The organism is Serratia surfactantfaciens, from assembly GCF_001642805.2.
Lineage (GTDB): Bacteria > Pseudomonadota > Gammaproteobacteria > Enterobacterales > Enterobacteriaceae > Serratia > Serratia surfactantfaciens.
Genome location: NZ_CP016948.1, coordinates 2359529 through 2376222, shown reverse-complemented (window position 1 = coordinate 2376222; position 16694 = coordinate 2359529). Strand labels below are relative to the sequence as shown.

Genomic DNA, 16694 nt, shown 5'->3' with positions numbered 1-16694 from the left:
CGGTAGTTTTCACACGGTGCACAGCTTGAAGCTGTAAATATCACTGCGGGGATCGCTAATGGTAAAGTCCTTGGTTGGGCTGGAAAGAAAAAATAACACATCTCCCCTGATTTCTCGTTGTTACGAGGGTTCTCTCTCCGACTCTCTTTTACCGGCAACTCCGCACCCTTATCGCTACCGAATCTCATCGTTTTTTACTCCACGTTTATTGATGCAGTCCGCGTTGTCCCGTGAAGATACGGCGCCGAAGCATTGCCGTCGATTCACTTTGTCCCTTGGCTCTTATTGGCTCGGAGGAGGCCAAAACCTAATACGTGTGTGAAACATAATCGCGCGGCCTGGCCGTTGCGGTAGGTGAAACAAACTGTAAGGTGCCACTATGGGTAGACAGAAAGCAGTGATCAAAGCACGTCGTGAAGCGAAACGCGTTATTCGTCGTGACGCTCGTAGTCATCGCCAGCTGGAAGAAGAGTCTGTGACCTCGCTGGTGCAAATGGGGGGAGTCGAGTCTATCGGCATGGCGCGAGACAAGCGCGATAGCTCACCCATCGAGGCTAGAACCGAAGCTCAGGGTCATTACTTATCAGCCATAGAAAATAAGCAGCTGATCTTCGCCACCGGCGAAGCCGGCTGCGGCAAAACATTTATCAGCGCCGCCAAGGCGGCGGAGGCGCTGATCCATAAAGAGGTGGATCGGATTATCGTTACCCGTCCTGTTTTGCAGGCGGATGAAGACCTCGGTTTCCTGCCGGGGGATATCTCCGAGAAATTCGCCCCTTATTTCCGCCCGGTGTATGACATTCTGGTGCGCCGTTTGGGCTCTTCCTTTATGCAGTACTGCCTGCGGCCGGAAATCGGCAAGGTAGAGATTGCACCGTTCGCTTATATGCGCGGACGCACCTTCGAAAATGCGGTCGTTATCCTGGATGAAGCCCAGAACGTGACCGCCAGCCAGATGAAAATGTTCCTGACCCGCCTGGGCGAAAACGTGACGGTTATCGTTAACGGCGACGTGACCCAGTGCGACTTGCCACGCGGCGTAAAATCCGGCCTCAGCGACGCGCTGGAGCGCTTCGAAGAGGACGAGATGATCGGCGTTATCCGCTTTGAGAAACAGGACTGCGTGCGCTCCGCTTTGTGCCAGCGCACGCTCAACGCTTACAGTTAACCTATCCGCTAATGGAAAGGCCGCTTCGGCGGCCTTTTTTATCTCCGCAATTTCCGCTCTCGTTTAACCTTTGTGTAAATTATTGTGGTTATTTGTATAGATTTTCGTTGAGTTAGCGTTAATGATTAATGGGTTCCAGATTGGCGCGCAGTTTGCGTGTGCCGCCAAAAGGACACTATCTGGGGTGTGCGCCGCGCGGCGCATTGAGTGTGGGTTCTTTGCTGCGATTCAAACATGAAATATATCATTCTGATTTTGCTTATTTTATGCGTCGTCTATGTGCATTACCGCGGACGAGTGCGCTACAACGTATGGCGGCAGCTGTCTGACCATTCCACCTTTACCGCACCGCTGAACGTCTTCATGTATCTGTTTTCTCGCGTGCCGACTACGCCGTACCTGAAGCCGGAGCAGTTCCCTGAGCTGGCGGTACTGCGGGAGAATTGGGAAACCATCCGCGACGAAGGACAGAAGCTGATGGAGATCCAGCAGATCAAAGCGTCCGATCAATTCAACGACGCCGGTTTCAACTCGTTCTTCAAGACCGGTTGGAAGCGCTTTTATCTGAAATGGTATGAAGACAGCCATCCTTCCGCCATGACCCTGTGCCCGCAGACCACTGAGCTGCTGCGCAGCCTGCCTTCGGTCAAGGCGGCGATGTTCGCCGAACTGCCGGACGGCAGCCGTTTGCCGCGTCACCGCGATCCTTACGCCGGTTCGCTGCGTTATCACCTGGGGCTGATTACCCCTAACGATGACCGTTGCTTCATTGAAGTGGACGGCGAGCGCTACAGCTGGCGCGACGGTGAAGGGGTGATGTTCGATGAAACCTATCTGCACTACGCGGAAAACCAGAGCGGGCAGAATCGCCTGATCTTGTTCTGCGACATCGAACGGCCGATGCGCTACCGCTGGACGCAGGCGGTGAACCATTGGCTGGGGCGCAATCTGATGAGCGCCGCCACTGCGCCGAACGAAGAGGGCGATCGCACCGGCGGTGTCAACAAGATGTTCAAATACATCTATGCGATACGCCGGGTGGGGAAACGCCTGAAGGCCTGGAACCGCACCGGTTATTACATCATCAAGTGGATTTTGTTCGGGGGGATCGCCGCGGCGATATTCTTCTCGGTATAACGCAGACAGGGGCGCACAGAGTGCGCCCCTTTTTGATCAGGCGAAGATAGTCATCATGTAGGCGGCGAACAGAGCCAGGTGGGCGGTGCCGTTCAGCACGTTGGTGCGGCCGGTCGAGAACGACAGCTGGCACAGCAGCAGCACCGTCAGCATCACCACGATATGCGGCGTTTGCAGGCCGAAGATCAGCGTCTGCCCGGTCAGGGTGGCGATGATGGTCACCGCCGGCACCGTCAGGGAGATGGTCGCCAGTACCGAACCGAAGAACAGGTTCATGGCGCGCTGCACCTGGTTGTTCAGCACGGCGCGCAGCGCACCCAGCCCTTCAGGCGACAGGATCAACAGCGCCACCAGGAAACCGGTGAACTGCGCCGGCGCATTCACCTTGGTCAACAGGCCTTCCAGCGGGTTGGCGTTGAATTTGGTGACGGCGATAACCGCGATCAGGTGCACGATAAGCCAGGCGGCATGCCAGGCGCTGCTGTGCGAAGAAGGTTTGCCGTGATGCGGGTCGCCATCATCATCTTCATGTTCATACACGAACAGGCTCTGGTGGGTTTTGGTCTGGATCACCAGGAATACGCCATACATGGCGGCGGAGATCAGCGCCACCAACAGCGCTTGCCCGGTGCTGAAGTTGCCGCCCGGCAGCGCGCTCGGGAATACCAGCACGATCACCGCCAGCGGGAAAATCGCCATCAGGTACTGTTTGATGCCGCCCAGGTTGACGTACTGAGTGGCGAACTTGCGCCCGCCGAGCAACAGTGCGAAACCGACCAGGCCGGCGGAGACGATCATGATGATGGAGTACAGCGTGTCGCGCATCAGCGCCGGCGCGGCGTCGCCGGTGGCCATCAGCGCCGAAATCAGGCTGACCTCGAGGATCACTACCGACAGGCTGAGGATCAGCGAACCGTAGGGTTCGCCCAAACGGTGGGCGAGCACGTCGGCGTGGCGCACAACGCTGAAGGCGCTGCTGAGGATCCCCACCAGCGCGAGAATATTGATGCCGACGATCAGCGGAAAGTTAGTGGTGCTGCTCCACAGATTCAACACCACCAGTGCGGCGATGGGGAAGATCAGCGAGTATTCGGTGTGGCGAGATTTGGTGGATCGGCCAGGATCGTGTTGCGACTTCATGAGGGTGGCACTCCTTTTCAAACAGCGTAGCCCGTCAGCGCCGGTCGCCGTAACACGGCAACTCTGCGTTTCCAGTAGGTATTTTATATTAGGATACACCCACGGCGCCGGTGTGATGTTGTTTTTATCTGAGAAAGCAATTGCTTGCTTTATGTGATCAGGGTAGCAAAAAAACCGCACGGGGTGCGGTTTTATTTACTTACTTTTACGCAATAACGCTGTTTTTTAACGTTAGATTTGAGAAAAGTCGTGTTTACTTATTTAGTGCGTGGTTAATCAAGGAAAATGCGACCGTTAGTCGTCAATATTATCCATGATTTCATGCCGTTTATTATGATAACCCTCTTCATTTAGTCCCTCACGCCAGTAAGGTACGGCATAAAGACGATTACGATCGCATTGGCGTTCGCGGCGCAGGTAACGGCGCAGCCCTACCACCAAACGATCTTCACCGGCCAGCCAAAAATGCGTCTCGCCTTGCGGCAAGGACTGCTCGCGGAACAGTGCGATCAATTCGTCGGTTTTTTCCGTGCCGCCAACGACCCAGTTGACTTCAACGTCCGCCGGTTTCTTCAGCTCAATCACGTCGGCGGCGCTGTCAATGCGGACAAAAGCGCGCCCCGCGCTATGCGGCGGCAGGTTTTCCAGCAGCGCGGCCAGCGCAGGCAGCGAGGAGGGGTCGCCCGCCAGGCTGTAGAAGTCGGCCTGCGGCAGCATCGGTTTCGGGCCACCCGGGTTGCTGATGCCGATTTTATCGCCGGCTTTCGCCTGGCGCGCAAAGTCGACCGCCGGGCCTTGGTGGTCATGGATGGCGAACTCGATGTCCACTTCTGCCTGCTCCGGGCGCACGGCGCGAATGGAATAGGTGCGCACGATCGGGCGCACGGCGTCCGCGGCCCAGCGAGGGCCGTTTTCGGTCAGCGTCGGCAGATCCGGCTGGGTTTGGCCGGCGAGCGGTAAAAATACCTTGATGTGCGCTGCGGCGGCGTTGGCCGGGTAGTAGCGCAGATCGGGCGCGGTAAAGGTGATGCGGCGCAGATGCGGGGTAATGTCCTGTACGGCGCTGACGGCAATCAGGTAGGGGGCGCGTGAGCGAGGGGCTTCGGTAGTCACGGGGATCTCCTTATAGTTCGTTTGGCGGTGAGTATATCATGCCGTTTGATAATGAGAATTGTTTGCTCATTGAGGCGCATCGGCCGCGAACCCGGTTTAGTCAGGATTCTCGGAACATGCACCGAGGGCATGATGTTCTGCCACGCCGCGAACGGCTTGCCGAACGCGGTGAAGCCAAACATGCGCAGGCGCTCTATTATAAGGAAGCGTTCAACAGCGCCCGGCGACAACGCGTGCGGGCGCAAAAGTCACGTTTTCCCCGCGGTGAGGATCGCACATGCGCTATGCGACCACGGGAATTAATATTATTGCTGCTCAGTACAAATACTTTTTCACTTTAATACCGCTTTGCAACTTGATTGCGCGACGGGAAAAGAATAAGGTCATTATTAATAGGCGCGGTTATTGAATTAATAAAATTCCGCACCAAAAATAAAATTGCAAAGGTTCAGCAGCGGCGAGGGAGGACGAGCAATCGTATTCCCGGGAGGTTGTAACAGTGTTAACGCGAGATTTTCTGCAAAAAGCGGATTGTAAAACCGCATTCGGCGCTATTGAGGAGTCGATGTTGCTGACGCCTGAACAGCGGGCAGCCTCGTTGGATTGCACGTTATCGCGCCGGCCGGATCACAGCCCGGTATGGGTATTCGGCTACGGCTCGCTGATGTGGAATCCGGTTTTTGAATCGGAAGAAGTGCGGCCCGCCACGCTGCCGGGCTGGCATCGGGCGTTCTGCATGCGCCTGACCGCCGGGCGCGGCACGCTGCACCAGCCGGGGCGGATGCTGGCGCTGAAAGAGGGCGGCCAGACCACCGGCCTGGCATTCCGCCTGCCGGAAAACAAGCTGCGCGAAGAGCTGGAACTGCTGTGGAAGCGCGAGATGATCACCGATTGCTACGTGCCTACCTGGTGCGAGCTGCAGCTGGATGGCGGCGAGGTCGTGACCGCGCTGGTATTTGTGATGAACCCGCAGCACCCGCTGTTTGAAGAAGACACCAGCTACCAGGTGATCGCGCCATTGATCGCTAGCGCCAGCGGCCCGCTGGGCACCAACGCGCAATATTTGTTTGCGCTGGATAACGAGCTGAAACACCACGGCATGCAGGATGATTGCATCGGCGATCTGGTGCGCTATGTACAGCAGTGGTTGCAACAGAACCGCCCTGGCGCTTTCGGGGCTGAAGCCACGGCCTGAGGCGTTAGCAGGGCAGCAGACACTGAAGGGCTCAGCATGCTGAGCCCTTTTTATATATCTAATGCCTATATTTAATAACTTTCTTCTGCATGATTATTTAATGCTTATTTTTTGTATGGTTGTTTATCTCTTTATTTTTAAAGTCATTTGGCATTTCGTTGCGCCTTGTTGAGCCGAGAGCAACGATGAATAATTCACTTAGTATTAAATTGCATAACTAAAGGTTATTTCTTATTTGTTCAGCCTCGCAGGACTCCGTATCAATATGGCAAACGCTACTGCAAGAAACAGGGAGACGGGGATGAACTTTCAACAATTAAAAATTATTCGTGAATCGGCGCGCTGCAACTACAACCTGACTGAGGTCGCCAATACCTTATTTACCTCGCAGTCCGGCGTCAGCCGCCATATTCGCGAGCTGGAAGAAGAACTGGGTATCGAAATATTCATTCGCCGCGGCAAGCGCTTGCTGGGCATGACCGAACCCGGCAAAGAGCTGCTGGTGGTGGCGGAGCGCATTCTCAACGATGCCAATAACATCCGTCGCCTGGCGGACGTTTTCAGCAGCAACGATTCGGGGCAGCTGCATATCGCGACGACGCACACTCAGGCGCGCTACAGCCTGCCGGGGGTGATCAAAGAGTTTCGCGCGCTTTATCCACGGGTGCGGGTGGTGCTCAACCAGGGCAGCCCGGAGGAGATCGCTTCGATGTTGGCCGCCGGCGAAGCCGATATCGGCATCGCCAGCGAACGATTGATGAGTGACGAATCGTTGGCGGCGTTTCCTTACTATCGCTGGCATCACACCATTCTGGTGCCGGAAGGGCACGAGTTGACGCGACAGCCGCAGGTGACGCTGGAGATGCTCAGCACCTTGCCGCTGATTACTTACCGCCAGGGCATTACCGGGCGCGCGAAGCTGGATGCGGCGTTTAAAACGGCGGGGCTGACGCCGGACATCGCGCTCAGCGCACAGGACTCCGACGTGATTAAAACCTACGTTGAATTGGGGTTAGGCGTGGGCGTGCTGGCTGACATGTCGTATGAAAAAGAACGCGATCGCGGATTGGTCAGCCTCAACGCCGAGCATTTGTTTGAACCTAATACGGTATGGTTGGGCCTGAAGCGCAGCCAGCTGCAGCGCAACTATGCCTGGCGCTTTATCCAACTGTGCAACCCCACGCTGTCGCTAACCGAAATCAAGGACAAAGTCTTCTCGTCGCAGTTGGATGCGGTGATTGACTATCAGATTTAAGCGAGAGGCGGCAGGCAATTCCTGCCGCATTTGCCCCAAAGCCCGCCTAATAATCAAAATCCCAGCTATATACATAAAAAGAATATCTATAGTGATTTAAGTACCTTCAGCTGCCGATCGTGCTCGCATACACTCGCAAAATTATTATAAATTCCATCCGCTTGGAGAGTTTCAGATGAAAGCGCTCGTTCCTTCTTTGCTGTTTTTGGCCGTGGCGGCCAGCGTAAACGTACAGGCGGCGACGCCGGCCAACACGCTGGTGATCGCGCAATCTATCGATGACGTGGTCAGTTTTGACCCGGCCCAGGGATTTGAGTTGACCACGGTGCAGTCGTTCAACAGCCTGTATCAACGTCTGATCCAGTCCGATCCGCACAACCCCATCGATCTCAAGCCGACCCTGGCCAGCAGCTGGCAGGCCGGTGCCGACAACCGCAGCCTGACCTTCCGTCTGCGCCCGGACGCCAGGTTCGCCAGCGGCAACCCGCTGCGGCCGGAGGATGTGATCTTCTCGCTTTCAAGGGTGGTGAAGCTGAATCTGGAACCGTCGTTTATCCTGACGCAGCTGGGCTGGAACGCGAAAAACGTCGAGCAACATCTGATCAAAGTGGATGACCACCAGGTGAAAATCAGCTGGAGTGAAAACGTCAGCCCGGCCTTTGTGCTCAGCCTACTGTCGGCGCCGGTATCGTCGATCGTCGACGCCAAAGAGGCGCTGGCACATCAGCAGGGCGACGATCTGGGCCACCAGTGGCTGAACAGCCACTCCGCCGGCAGCGGTCCTTACAAAATCCGCACCTATGTGCCGCATGAAGTGGTAGTGCTGGACGCCAACCCGGGCTCGCCGGAAGGCGCGCCGACGCTGAAAACCATCCTGATCAAAAACGTGCCCGATCCGGCCGCGCGTCGCTTGCTGATCGAGCAGGGCGATGCCGATATCGCGCGCAACCTGGGGGCCGACCAAATGGCGGCCTTGAAGGGCAAGCCGGGCGTCAAACCGCTGGCTATTCCCTATGCTTCGCTGTATTTCCTGCAGTTCAACGCCAAGGCGTCGCCGGCGCTCGGCAATCCGGCGTTCTGGGAGGCGGCGCGTTGGCTGTTCGATTATAAAGGCATCGCCGACGATCTGCTGAAAGGGCAGTTCCAGAGCCATCAGGCGTTTCTGCCGGAGGGTTATCTGGGGGCGCTCAAGGATCAGCCATACAGCTTCAATCCGCAAAAAGCCAAAGAGATACTGGCCAAAGCGGGGCTCAGCAACGTCAGTTTCCGTCTGGACGTCAACAATCAGCCGCCGTATCTGGATATCGCCCAGGCGCTGCAGGCCAGTTTCGCCCAGGGCGGCGTGAAGGTCGAATTGGTGCCGGGTATCAGCTCGCAGGTCTCCACCAAGGTGAAAGCGCTTAACTACGATGCGACGCTGACTTCCTGGGGGCCGGATTATTTCGACCCTAACACCAATGCCGCAGCCTTCGCCTACAATCCGGAAGACGGCAGCAAGACGCTGGCCTGGCGCGCTAACTGGCAGATCCCGGCGCTGAGCAAGCTGACGTTGGCCGCCACCGCGGAAAACGACACTGCCAAACGGGTGGCCGACTACCAGCAACTGCAAAAACAGGTGCAGCAAAGCTCGCCGTTCGTCATCGGCCTGCAGGCGCGCAGCCTGATCGCGGTGCGCGACAATCTCAAGGGCTATGTACAGGGCATCAACCCTGACATGGTGTTCTACAGCAAGGTCAGCAAGTAATGGCCGCTGAACTCTCCGCTTCCGCCGGAGCTGCCCGGCGGTATTGGCGCTGGGGCGGGCGGCTGCTTGGCGGCGCGCTGTCGCTGGCGTTAACGCTGCTCGGCCTGCTGTTGTTCACCTTCATGTTGTCGCACCTTGCGCCGATCGATCCGGCGCTGCAGGTGGCGGGCGATCACGCCAGTGAAGCCACCTATGCGCAGGTGCGGCATGAGCTGGGGCTGGATCAGCCGCTGCCGGAGCAGTTTTGGCGTTATCTGACGCACCTGGCGCACGGCGATCTGGGCATTTCGCGCATCACCGCCCAGCCGGTGTTGAGCGATCTGCTGCGTACCTTCCCGGCGACGGTGGAGCTGGCCACTTGCGCCATTATCCTCGGCGCCCTCGGCGGCATTACGCTGGCGTTTCTGGCGGTGCTCAAACCGGGCAGCTGGCTGGATAACGCGGCGCGTTTGCTGTCGCTGATCGGCTATTCGGTGCCGATTTTCTGGCTGAGCCTGCTCGGGCTGCTGCTGTTCTACGCCACGCTGCACTGGTCGGCGGGGCCGGGGCGGCTGGACGATATCTACTTGTACAGCATGGAGCCGCGCAGCGGTTTCGTGTTGATCGACAGCTGGCTGTCCGGCGATCGCGAGATGTTCTATAACGCCATCAGCCACCTGTGGCTGCCGGTGGTGGCGCTGGCGCTGCTGTCGATGGCGGGCATCACCCGGCTGCTGCGTGCGGCGATGCTGGAAGAGTGCAACAAGGAATACGTGACGCTGGCGCGTTCCAAGGGAGCCGGGCGTCTGCGCATTCTGCTGCGCCACGTGTTTCCCAACGTGCTGGGCACGCTGATCACCGTACTGTCTCTCTCCTACGCCAGCCTGCTGGAGGGCGCGGTATTGACCGAAACGGTGTTCGCCTGGCCCGGCGTCGGGCGTTACCTGACTTCGGCGCTGTTTGCCGCCGACACGCCGGCGATCCTCGGCGCTACGCTACTGATCGGCACCTGTTTTGTGCTGTTGAATGCGCTGGCTGACGCCTTGACCTATTTAGTGGATCCGCGAACCCGATGAGCCAATATCTTTCTGAACACGAACCGCAAAGCGAGCCGGCCGTCGGTTACCGCACCGGTCAGCGGTTGACCACGCTGACGCTGGGCGCGGCGCTGGTAGCGATCCTGATCGTCACCGCGCTGCTGGCCCCGTGGCTGGCGCCTTTCGATCCTAATCTGCAGCATATCGAACTGCGCTTGCTGCCACCTTCCGCCGAGCATTGGCTGGGCACCGACGGCTTCGGCCGCGATTTGCTCTCCCGCGTGATTTACGGCGCGCGGCCGACGCTGATTCTGGTGTCGCTGATTCTGGTGCTGACCATTCCTATCGGTCTGCTGGTCGGTATCTGCGCCGGCTATCTCGGCGGCTGGGTAGAGCGTATTTTGATGCGTCTGACCGACATTTTCCTGTCGTTGCCGAGTCTGGTGATTGCGCTGGCGTTCGTGGCGGTGATGGGGCCGGGGCTGATGAACGGCGCGCTGGCGCTGGCATTGACCAGTTGGCCGGCCTTTGCCCGCCAGGCGCGGGCCGAAACCCTGGCGCTGAGGCGCAGCGATTACCTGGCGGCGGCGCGCATGCAGGGTATCCGCGGGCTGCGGCTGATGGTTGGCCACATTTTGCCGCTGTGCCTGCCGAGCGCGGTGGTGCGCGCGGCGCTGAGCCTGGGCGGCATCATCCTGTCCGCAGCCGGTCTGGGGTTCCTCGGCATGGGCGTCGCGCCGCCGACCGCCGAATGGGGCTCGATGGTGGCCGAAGGCAGCAAAGTGATTTTCGACCAATGGTGGGTCGCCGCCGCACCGGGCGGGGCGATCCTGTTCGCCAGCCTGGCCTTTAACCTGCTGGGCGATGGCCTGCGCGACAAAATGGATCCTCGTCATGGGCACTGATAACACCTTATTGACCGTCGAGCGTTTGGCGATCGGCGTGCCGGGGCCGCAGCCGGTGGCGCTGGTGAAAAATATTTCGTTCAGCATGGGGCGGGAGCGCCTGGCGCTGGTCGGCGAGTCCGGCTCGGGCAAATCGTTGACCGCGCGTGCGCTGATGGGGCTGTTGCCGCCGCCGTTGCAGCTGCAGGCGCAGCGCCTGACGCTGGGCGGCGAAGACCTCACGCGGCTGAGCGAACGCCAGTGGAGCCGGCTGCGCGGCGATCGGGTGGCGATGGTGATGCAAGACCCCAAGCATGCGCTGAACCCCAATCAGCCGATTGGGCGTCAGGTCGAGGAGCCGCTGGTGCTGCATGCGAAGCTGAGTCGCGCCGAGCGGCGTGAAAAAGTGTTGGAGATGCTGGCGGCGGTGGGGTTGCCCGATCCGGCGGCGCTGTGCCGGCGCTATCCGCATCAGCTCTCCGGCGGCATGGGGCAGCGGGTGATGCTGGCCATTGCGCTGATCAACGATCCGCAGCTGCTGATTGCCGACGAACCGACTTCGGCGCTGGATCACCAGATGCGCGATCAGGTGCTGCAGCTGATAGAAAATCTGGTCGTGCAACGCAATATGGGCCTGATCCTGATCAGCCACGATTTGCAGCAGGTGGCGCACCACTGCGAACGGGTATTGGTGATGTACAAGGGTGAGCTGTTGGATCAGCTGCCGGCGACGCAGTTGGCGCAGGCCACGCACCCCTATACCCGTACGCTGTGGGCGTGCCGGCCGAGCCGCGAGACGCGCGGAAAACCATTGCCGGTGCTGGATCGGGCGCTATTGGAGACCTTGAAATGAGCGTGATTGCACTGGATAACCTGAGCGTCAGCCATCGTCAGGGATACGAACTGCGCACCGTGGTGCATGACGTTAACCTGCGCATCGAACCGGGCGAGTGTTTCGGGCTGGTGGGGCCTTCCGGCTGCGGCAAGTCCTCGTTGCTGTGGGTGTTGGCCGGGCTGAACGACAGCTGGCGCGGCGGCTTTGAGCTGTTGGGGCGGCGGCTGCAACCGGGCCAGGCGTTTACCGGCCCACTGCGGCGCGAAGTGCAGATGGTGTTTCAGGATCCCTATGCTTCGCTGCACCCCAAACACCGGCTGCTGCGCACGTTGTCGGAGCCGCTAAAACTGCTGCAGGAAAGCGATATCGAACGCAAGATCAGCGCGGGATTTCGCCAGGTCGGGTTGGATCCGCGCCTGCTGGATCGCTATCCGCATCAGCTGTCGGGTGGCCAGCGCCAGCGCGTGGCGATCGTGCGCGCGCTGCTGTTGCGGCCGAAGCTGCTGCTGCTGGATGAGCCGACCTCGGCGCTGGATATGTCGGTACAGGCGGAGATCCTCAATCTGCTCAACGAGCTGAAGCAGGCGGGCGATCTGACCATGGTGCTGGTCAGCCACGATGCGGACGTCATCGACCACATGTGCGATCGCGCGGTAGCGATGGCGCACGGTCGCATCATCATTTAAACCTGTGCCCGCCAACGCGGCGGGCATATCCATCTTGGTAATAAATAAAGCAATTTATCGTCGTTCTTCTGTTAATTCTTACCCCATACACTCGAAAAACAACGCAACCGCGTGATTGTGGAGAGTGTATCGATGAAACGGTTAATTCCAACTTTGTTGTATGGTGCGCTGGCGGCCGCTTTCGGTGCGCAGGCCGCCACCCCGCAAGACACCCTGGTGGTGGTCAGTTCGCTGGAGGGCATTATCAGCCTCGATCCGGCGGAGAGTTTTGAAACCGTCAGCTCGGCCAATTTGGTCAACCTCTATCAGCGCCTGGTGGCGCCGGATCGCGCCGCGCCGCAAAAGCTGGCGCCGGACGCCGCAGGCAGTTGGCAAGCGGGCGCCGATGGCCGCAGCCTGACTTTTACCCTGAAACCGCAGCAACGCTTTGCCTCCGGTAATCCGTTACGGCCTGAGGACGTGATTTTCTCACTGGTGCGTGCGGTGAAGCTGAACAAGGCGCCGTCGTTTATTCTCGCCGAGTTTGGTTGGACGCCGGATAACGTTGAACAGCAGCTGAAGAAGATCGGGGATGACCAGGTGCAGCTCAGCTGGCCGGCCAATATCGGCAGTGAGCTGGCGCTGCGTCTGCTGACGGCGAATGTGGCTTCGATTGTGGATGAGAAGCTGCTGAATGAGCATGCGCAGCAGGGGGATTACGGCAACGCCTGGCTGCGCAGCCATTCCGCCGGCGGCGGCCCGTATCGGGTGAATAACTATGTGCCGCACGAGGCGCTGCTGTTTGGCCGCAACGACTATGCGCCGTCGCCGGCTCGGCTGAAAACGGTGCTGTTCAAGAATGTCAGCGACGCCGGCACCCGCCGCCTGCTGTTGCTGAAGGGGGATGCCGACGTGGCCTACGATCTGGGCGCCGACCAATTCGACTCGCTGCGCAAGGCGCCGGGTGTGCGCATCGAGCAGGCCGATGCGCCCCGGGTGTATTATCTTGGTTTCAACACCGGCAACAAAGACAACCCGGCGCTGGGCAATCCGGCGTTGTGGCAGGCGGCACGCTGGCTGGTGGACTATCAGAGCATCGCCGAGCGGTTGCTGAAAGGGCAATACCGGGTGCATCAGGCCTTCTTGCCGCAAGGATTGGACGGTGCGCTCAACGATCGGCCGTTTAAGCTCGACGTGGATAAAGCCAAACAGATCCTGCGCGATGCCGGCATCGCTGAAGGCACGCGCATCGACCTAATCGTCATCAATCAGCCGCCGTATACCGATATCGCCCAGGCGCTGCAGGCCAGTTTTGCGCAGGCCGGGCTGCGGTTGGATATCCATCCGGTGGTGGAAAGCGATCTGTGGGGCAAGATGCGCGGTCGCGATTTTCAGGCGATATTCACCTATTGGGGCGCCGACTACCTGGATCCGAACACCAACGCCAGCGCATTTGCTTATAACGTGGCCGACGGGCCGAAAACCCTGGCCTGGCGCACCCAATGGCGCATACCCGCCATCAGCGCGGAAACGCGCGCGGCGGCCGCGGAGGGCGACAACGCCGCGCGCAGCGCACGCTACGTTACGCTGCAGCGGGAACTGCAGGCCAGTTCGCCCTATGTTGTGGCGCTGCAGGGGCAAACGCTGGTGGCATTACGCAACAACGTTCAAGATGCTCGGGTGGATATCGCCAACAGCATGCTGTATCTGGACCGGGTGAGTAAGTAGCGACCGCGCTGCGCGCCTGGCCGGGCTTCTGGCGCGCCAAAGGCCGACAGCGTGTGAAATCGCGTGCTGTTGCAACCGCGAAACGCGAGATGTTGTATCAAGGTGAAATAAAATGAAATTTCATAACGTGCTCATGTGGCGGTGATAGATTGGCGCTGAAAGGTGGCGTTATTTACGCCTTTCAGCGCGGTCGTTCGCAATGATGCGAACACATCACGTCAGGAGATATTATGGACAATAACGAAAACGTTCCAGTACAGCGCGCAGCAACCTTGCTCGCCACCGGTGAGGTTGTGACGCCGGAACAGTTTTATCAGGACAGCGACGGAAGCAACTGGGGGCCGGCGATCAACAAAGCGGCGGAGGCGGCGTTGCAAGCAGGCGGTACACTGTCTCTGGGGAAACGGGTATATACGGTCGCTGGACATGTACTCATTCAGACGACAACGGACATCTACGGCGGCATCGGTTTGCGGGTGGTCGGATTGGGGCGAGCGACCAAAATCGTCAAGACCGCGGACAGCAGTTACACCAATGAACAGGGTGAAACGAAGAAAGCGGTAATCGTAGTGAAAGGATTCGCCAATCTGACGCTGCACGGCTTGACGCTGCGGGATGATACCGGCGTAGACGACACCCACGGCGTATGGTTTAGCGATCGCAATATGACGAAGTTCGATATCCGTGATATCTACACCAACGTCGGCGGTTATTCGCTGTTTGTCTCGGGCGACATGTTCATTAACTGGCTGGTGAATGTGCAGATGGAGGCTAACGCCAGTCGCCCGGGCGATGGGGTGTTGTGGATGGACAAGTCCGGCACCACCAACTTTATCGATGGCCTTTATGCTGCGCGTGCCAAGGGTACTGCGTTCAGAATCTCAGGGTTTTACTCTACTGTCGGCTCGTTGGCTGCGGATGACTGCATCGGCGATATCTACTATTTCAAAGATTTTAACGGCACTATTAATTCATTGGGCTGCGAGAACCGCAACACGCAGCGCGCCGCCAATGTCAGCGTGCTGTCCACCAACTTTGCCCAAGGCACAATAGGCAATATCAATATCCAGGACGCGCAGAACGTGGAGAGCGGCGGCGTGTTGTGCCGATTCATCAACGAATCCCGTTGGGATATCGGCCAGTTGAGTCTTTACAGCGGTTCGACGACTCCCTTCCCGGTGGCGATCGCCGCCTGCAACAACAATACCGAGGTGACGTTCAGCAACGTATACAACGGCGGCGTAGCGGTAGCCGGCAAAAGCACCGTCGACGTCACGTCATTTTTGAGCGGAGTTGAGGTGATGAACAGTTTGGGGGGGCGGGGGATAGCGCCTTCCGCCACCAGCAATCATCTGCCACGCAATATCTCGAAACAGCAATCGTGGACTTTTTTAGGCACCCTGACTGCGCCGGATCGGCAACCCACAACGCACATTACTCTGCAACAGGGAGTAAGCACCAAAGTGCTGGCGTGCGATTTGTATATCACGTTCGATCTGTCTTCGCAGGCCGCCGCCTTTGTCGTCAATAAAGGCAGCTATAGCGCGAAAGGCGCTTTTATGCTGCGGCGCACCGGGCCGCTGAGCTGCGAAATATATTACCGCGTCGAGAAGGACTTTGGTTTTGGCAGCTATCAGGTGCAGACTACGCGAGGCAGCTATTGGCGACCGGATGGCGGATCGTTAAACGCACCGCCATCCGATGCGCTGGAAATCCGCAGCGATGAGGTGCTCTCCACGACCAGGCTCGCGGCGATCCAGCCCCTGGCCAATCCGACAACGGCCAGCACGGCGGAAGTGGCCGGCGTGCTCAATCGACTGATCGACGCGCTGAAGAACTAACCGAACAACGCCGGCATATTTTGGTCGGCGTTCATCATCAGCAACAGCCAGCCGGCGGCCGCCAGGGCGATGCCGAAAGGTTGCGGTGCGCGCCAGGCGCGGCGGTTGTGCAGGCCGTGCGCCAATGCCGCGCCGAGTCCGAATACTGCCGCCAGACAGACCAGCAGCGGCAATGCCGTCCAGCCGAGCCAGGCGCCCAGTGCCGCCAGCAGCTTGAAATCGCCCTGGCCAATGCCGTTACGCCCCCGCACCAGCCGATAGAGCGCGTTGAGCAGCCACAGTGCCCCGTAACCGGCGGCGCCGCCGATAACCGCGTCGTCCAGTGGCGCCCAGCGAGCGTCCAGGTTGCACAGCAGCCCACCCCACAGCAGCGGCTGAGTCAGTCGGTCCGGCAACCAGCGATGACGCCAGTCCAGCCACGCCAGGGCGATCAGCAGCGCCGCCGCCGCCGGCAACCATAACCGCTGCGCCGCCGGCAGCTCGAAAGGCAGCGCCGCCACAGTCAAACCCAGGGCCGTCAACAGCAGGCTGCGGCGACGTAATGTCGGCGGGGTGGCGCGTGTGGCTACCGTTCGCTCCAGCCGGGTGATGAGTGCGAAGGCGCCCAGGCCTGCCGCCAGCAGCGCGGTGAAAAACAGCGCGTGCCACAGTAGAGAAATTAACATCAGGACTCCGCCAACCGTAAAACAGGCGTTTAAAATAACGGCAAAATGCTGATTTCATCGGAGTGAAACGCGGCTGCCTGCGGGGAACGCGCGATAGCACGCATCGGCACTGTGCTGATTACATGGCAGTGCAACGCCATGCGCGGCGGCGCGCAAAGGCTGGCGTACTTTTTATCGGCAAAATCGGCGCTAAAATGGCGTGAATTCACCCGATGGCTGAAATGAAAGGGTAAACCGCATAATGTGACGTCGTCACAAAAGAGGGATTAGGGGTTTATCCTATTGTTTCTTCTCGTCAAGCCGTTAGG

General features: G+C 59.0%; 14 protein-coding genes. 11 read left to right on the top strand and 3 right to left on the bottom strand.

The annotated features are described in order from the left end of the window. Positions 1-379 precede the first annotated feature (379 nt). Together phoH and lpxO are read left to right on the top strand one after the other, a co-directional pair. Positions 380-1168: a phosphate starvation-inducible protein PhoH gene (phoH, locus tag ATE40_RS11190; RefSeq protein WP_015378226.1), complete on the top strand. Its 789-nt coding sequence runs from the start codon at positions 380-382 to the stop codon at positions 1166-1168. Positions 1169-1402: 234 nt separating this feature from the next. Continuing rightward, the gene (gene lpxO / locus ATE40_RS11185; RefSeq protein ID WP_019452916.1) at positions 1403-2305 is read left to right on the top strand and encodes a lipid A hydroxylase LpxO; all 903 of its coding nucleotides are present in this window, start codon (positions 1403-1405) and stop codon (positions 2303-2305) included. A 36-nt stretch (positions 2306-2341) separates the two neighbouring features. On the opposite strand, the gene chaA is transcribed toward lpxO, so the two are convergent. Continuing rightward, positions 2342-3445 (bottom strand): sodium-potassium/proton antiporter ChaA, encoded by a 1104-nt coding sequence (chaA, locus tag ATE40_RS11180; RefSeq protein WP_019452915.1) that lies wholly within the window; start codon positions 3443-3445, stop codon positions 2342-2344. A gap of 294 nt (positions 3446-3739) precedes the next feature. Continuing rightward, a complete protein-coding gene (locus ATE40_RS11175) occupies positions 3740-4558 on the bottom strand; it encodes a siderophore-interacting protein (RefSeq protein ID WP_063918533.1) in 819 nt (272 codons plus the stop codon). 499 nt (positions 4559-5057) lie between these two features. Between ATE40_RS11175 and ATE40_RS11165 the strand changes: the two genes are divergently transcribed. The 9 genes from ATE40_RS11165 (at position 5058) to ATE40_RS11125 (ending at position 15721) form a co-directional block, all read left to right on the top strand. Beyond that, positions 5058-5753 carry a gamma-glutamylcyclotransferase gene (locus ATE40_RS11165; protein ID WP_025159829.1) on the top strand — a complete coding sequence of 232 codons (696 nt, stop codon included), beginning with the start codon at positions 5058-5060 and terminating at the stop codon, positions 5751-5753. Between the two features lie 301 nt (positions 5754-6054). Continuing rightward, on the top strand, positions 6055-7008 hold the full coding sequence (gene cbl / locus ATE40_RS11160) for an HTH-type transcriptional regulator Cbl (RefSeq protein WP_019452911.1): 954 nt from the start codon (positions 6055-6057) through the stop codon (positions 7006-7008). Between the two features lie 175 nt (positions 7009-7183). Then, entirely contained in the window at positions 7184-8752 is a 1569-nt protein-coding gene (locus ATE40_RS11155; protein WP_063918531.1) for an ABC transporter substrate-binding protein, read from the top strand. Further along, positions 8752-9807, top strand: coding sequence for an ABC transporter permease (locus tag ATE40_RS11150; protein ID WP_063918530.1), 1056 nt, complete (start codon positions 8752-8754; stop codon positions 9805-9807). Before ATE40_RS11155 ends, ATE40_RS11150 begins: the two co-directional genes overlap by 1 nt. After that, entirely contained in the window at positions 9804-10673 is an 870-nt protein-coding gene (locus tag ATE40_RS11145; protein WP_063918529.1) for an ABC transporter permease, read from the top strand. Before ATE40_RS11150 ends, ATE40_RS11145 begins: the two co-directional genes overlap by 4 nt. Next, the gene (locus ATE40_RS11140; RefSeq protein WP_063918528.1) at positions 10663-11505 is read left to right on the top strand and encodes an ABC transporter ATP-binding protein; all 843 of its coding nucleotides are present in this window, start codon (positions 10663-10665) and stop codon (positions 11503-11505) included. Before ATE40_RS11145 ends, ATE40_RS11140 begins: the two co-directional genes overlap by 11 nt. Then, positions 11502-12173, top strand: coding sequence for an ABC transporter ATP-binding protein (locus tag ATE40_RS11135; RefSeq protein ID WP_063918527.1), 672 nt, complete (start codon positions 11502-11504; stop codon positions 12171-12173). Before ATE40_RS11140 ends, ATE40_RS11135 begins: the two co-directional genes overlap by 4 nt. Positions 12174-12305: 132 nt before the next feature. Next, positions 12306-13880, top strand: a complete 1575-nt coding sequence (locus ATE40_RS11130) for an ABC transporter substrate-binding protein (RefSeq protein ID WP_063918526.1) — start codon at positions 12306-12308, stop codon at positions 13878-13880. Positions 13881-14110: 230 nt separating this feature from the next. Continuing rightward, positions 14111-15721: a hypothetical protein gene (locus ATE40_RS11125; protein ID WP_063918525.1), complete on the top strand. Its 1611-nt coding sequence runs from the start codon at positions 14111-14113 to the stop codon at positions 15719-15721. Here ATE40_RS11125 and ATE40_RS11120 read toward each other — a convergent pair. Continuing rightward, positions 15718-16386: a prepilin peptidase gene (locus ATE40_RS11120; protein ID WP_063918524.1), complete on the bottom strand. Its 669-nt coding sequence runs from the start codon at positions 16384-16386 to the stop codon at positions 15718-15720. The genes ATE40_RS11125 and ATE40_RS11120 overlap by 4 nt on opposite strands. Positions 16387-16694 lie beyond the last annotated feature (308 nt).

What these genes read in the sequence shown, in the direction of transcription:
- ATE40_RS11130 (WP_063918526.1), top strand. Translation starts at nt 12,306, where the DNA reads ATGAAACGGTTAATTCCAACTTTGTTGTATGGTGCGCTGGCGGCCGCT.
- ATE40_RS11145 (WP_063918529.1), top strand. Translation starts at nt 9,804, where the DNA reads ATGAGCCAATATCTTTCTGAACACGAACCGCAAAGCGAGCCGGCCGTC.
- ATE40_RS11140 (WP_063918528.1), top strand. Translation starts at nt 10,663, where the DNA reads ATGGGCACTGATAACACCTTATTGACCGTCGAGCGTTTGGCGATCGGC.
- cbl (WP_019452911.1), top strand. Translation starts at nt 6,055, where the DNA reads ATGAACTTTCAACAATTAAAAATTATTCGTGAATCGGCGCGCTGCAAC.
- ATE40_RS11150 (WP_063918530.1), top strand. Translation starts at nt 8,752, where the DNA reads ATGGCCGCTGAACTCTCCGCTTCCGCCGGAGCTGCCCGGCGGTATTGG.
- phoH (WP_015378226.1), top strand. Translation starts at nt 380, where the DNA reads ATGGGTAGACAGAAAGCAGTGATCAAAGCACGTCGTGAAGCGAAACGC.
- ATE40_RS11135 (WP_063918527.1), top strand. Translation starts at nt 11,502, where the DNA reads ATGAGCGTGATTGCACTGGATAACCTGAGCGTCAGCCATCGTCAGGGA.
- lpxO (WP_019452916.1), top strand. Translation starts at nt 1,403, where the DNA reads ATGAAATATATCATTCTGATTTTGCTTATTTTATGCGTCGTCTATGTG.
- chaA (WP_019452915.1), bottom strand. Translation starts at nt 3,445, where the DNA reads ATGAAGTCGCAACACGATCCTGGCCGATCCACCAAATCTCGCCACACC.
- ATE40_RS11155 (WP_063918531.1), top strand. Translation starts at nt 7,184, where the DNA reads ATGAAAGCGCTCGTTCCTTCTTTGCTGTTTTTGGCCGTGGCGGCCAGC.
- ATE40_RS11120 (WP_063918524.1), bottom strand. Translation starts at nt 16,386, where the DNA reads ATGTTAATTTCTCTACTGTGGCACGCGCTGTTTTTCACCGCGCTGCTG.
- ATE40_RS11125 (WP_063918525.1), top strand. Translation starts at nt 14,111, where the DNA reads ATGGACAATAACGAAAACGTTCCAGTACAGCGCGCAGCAACCTTGCTC.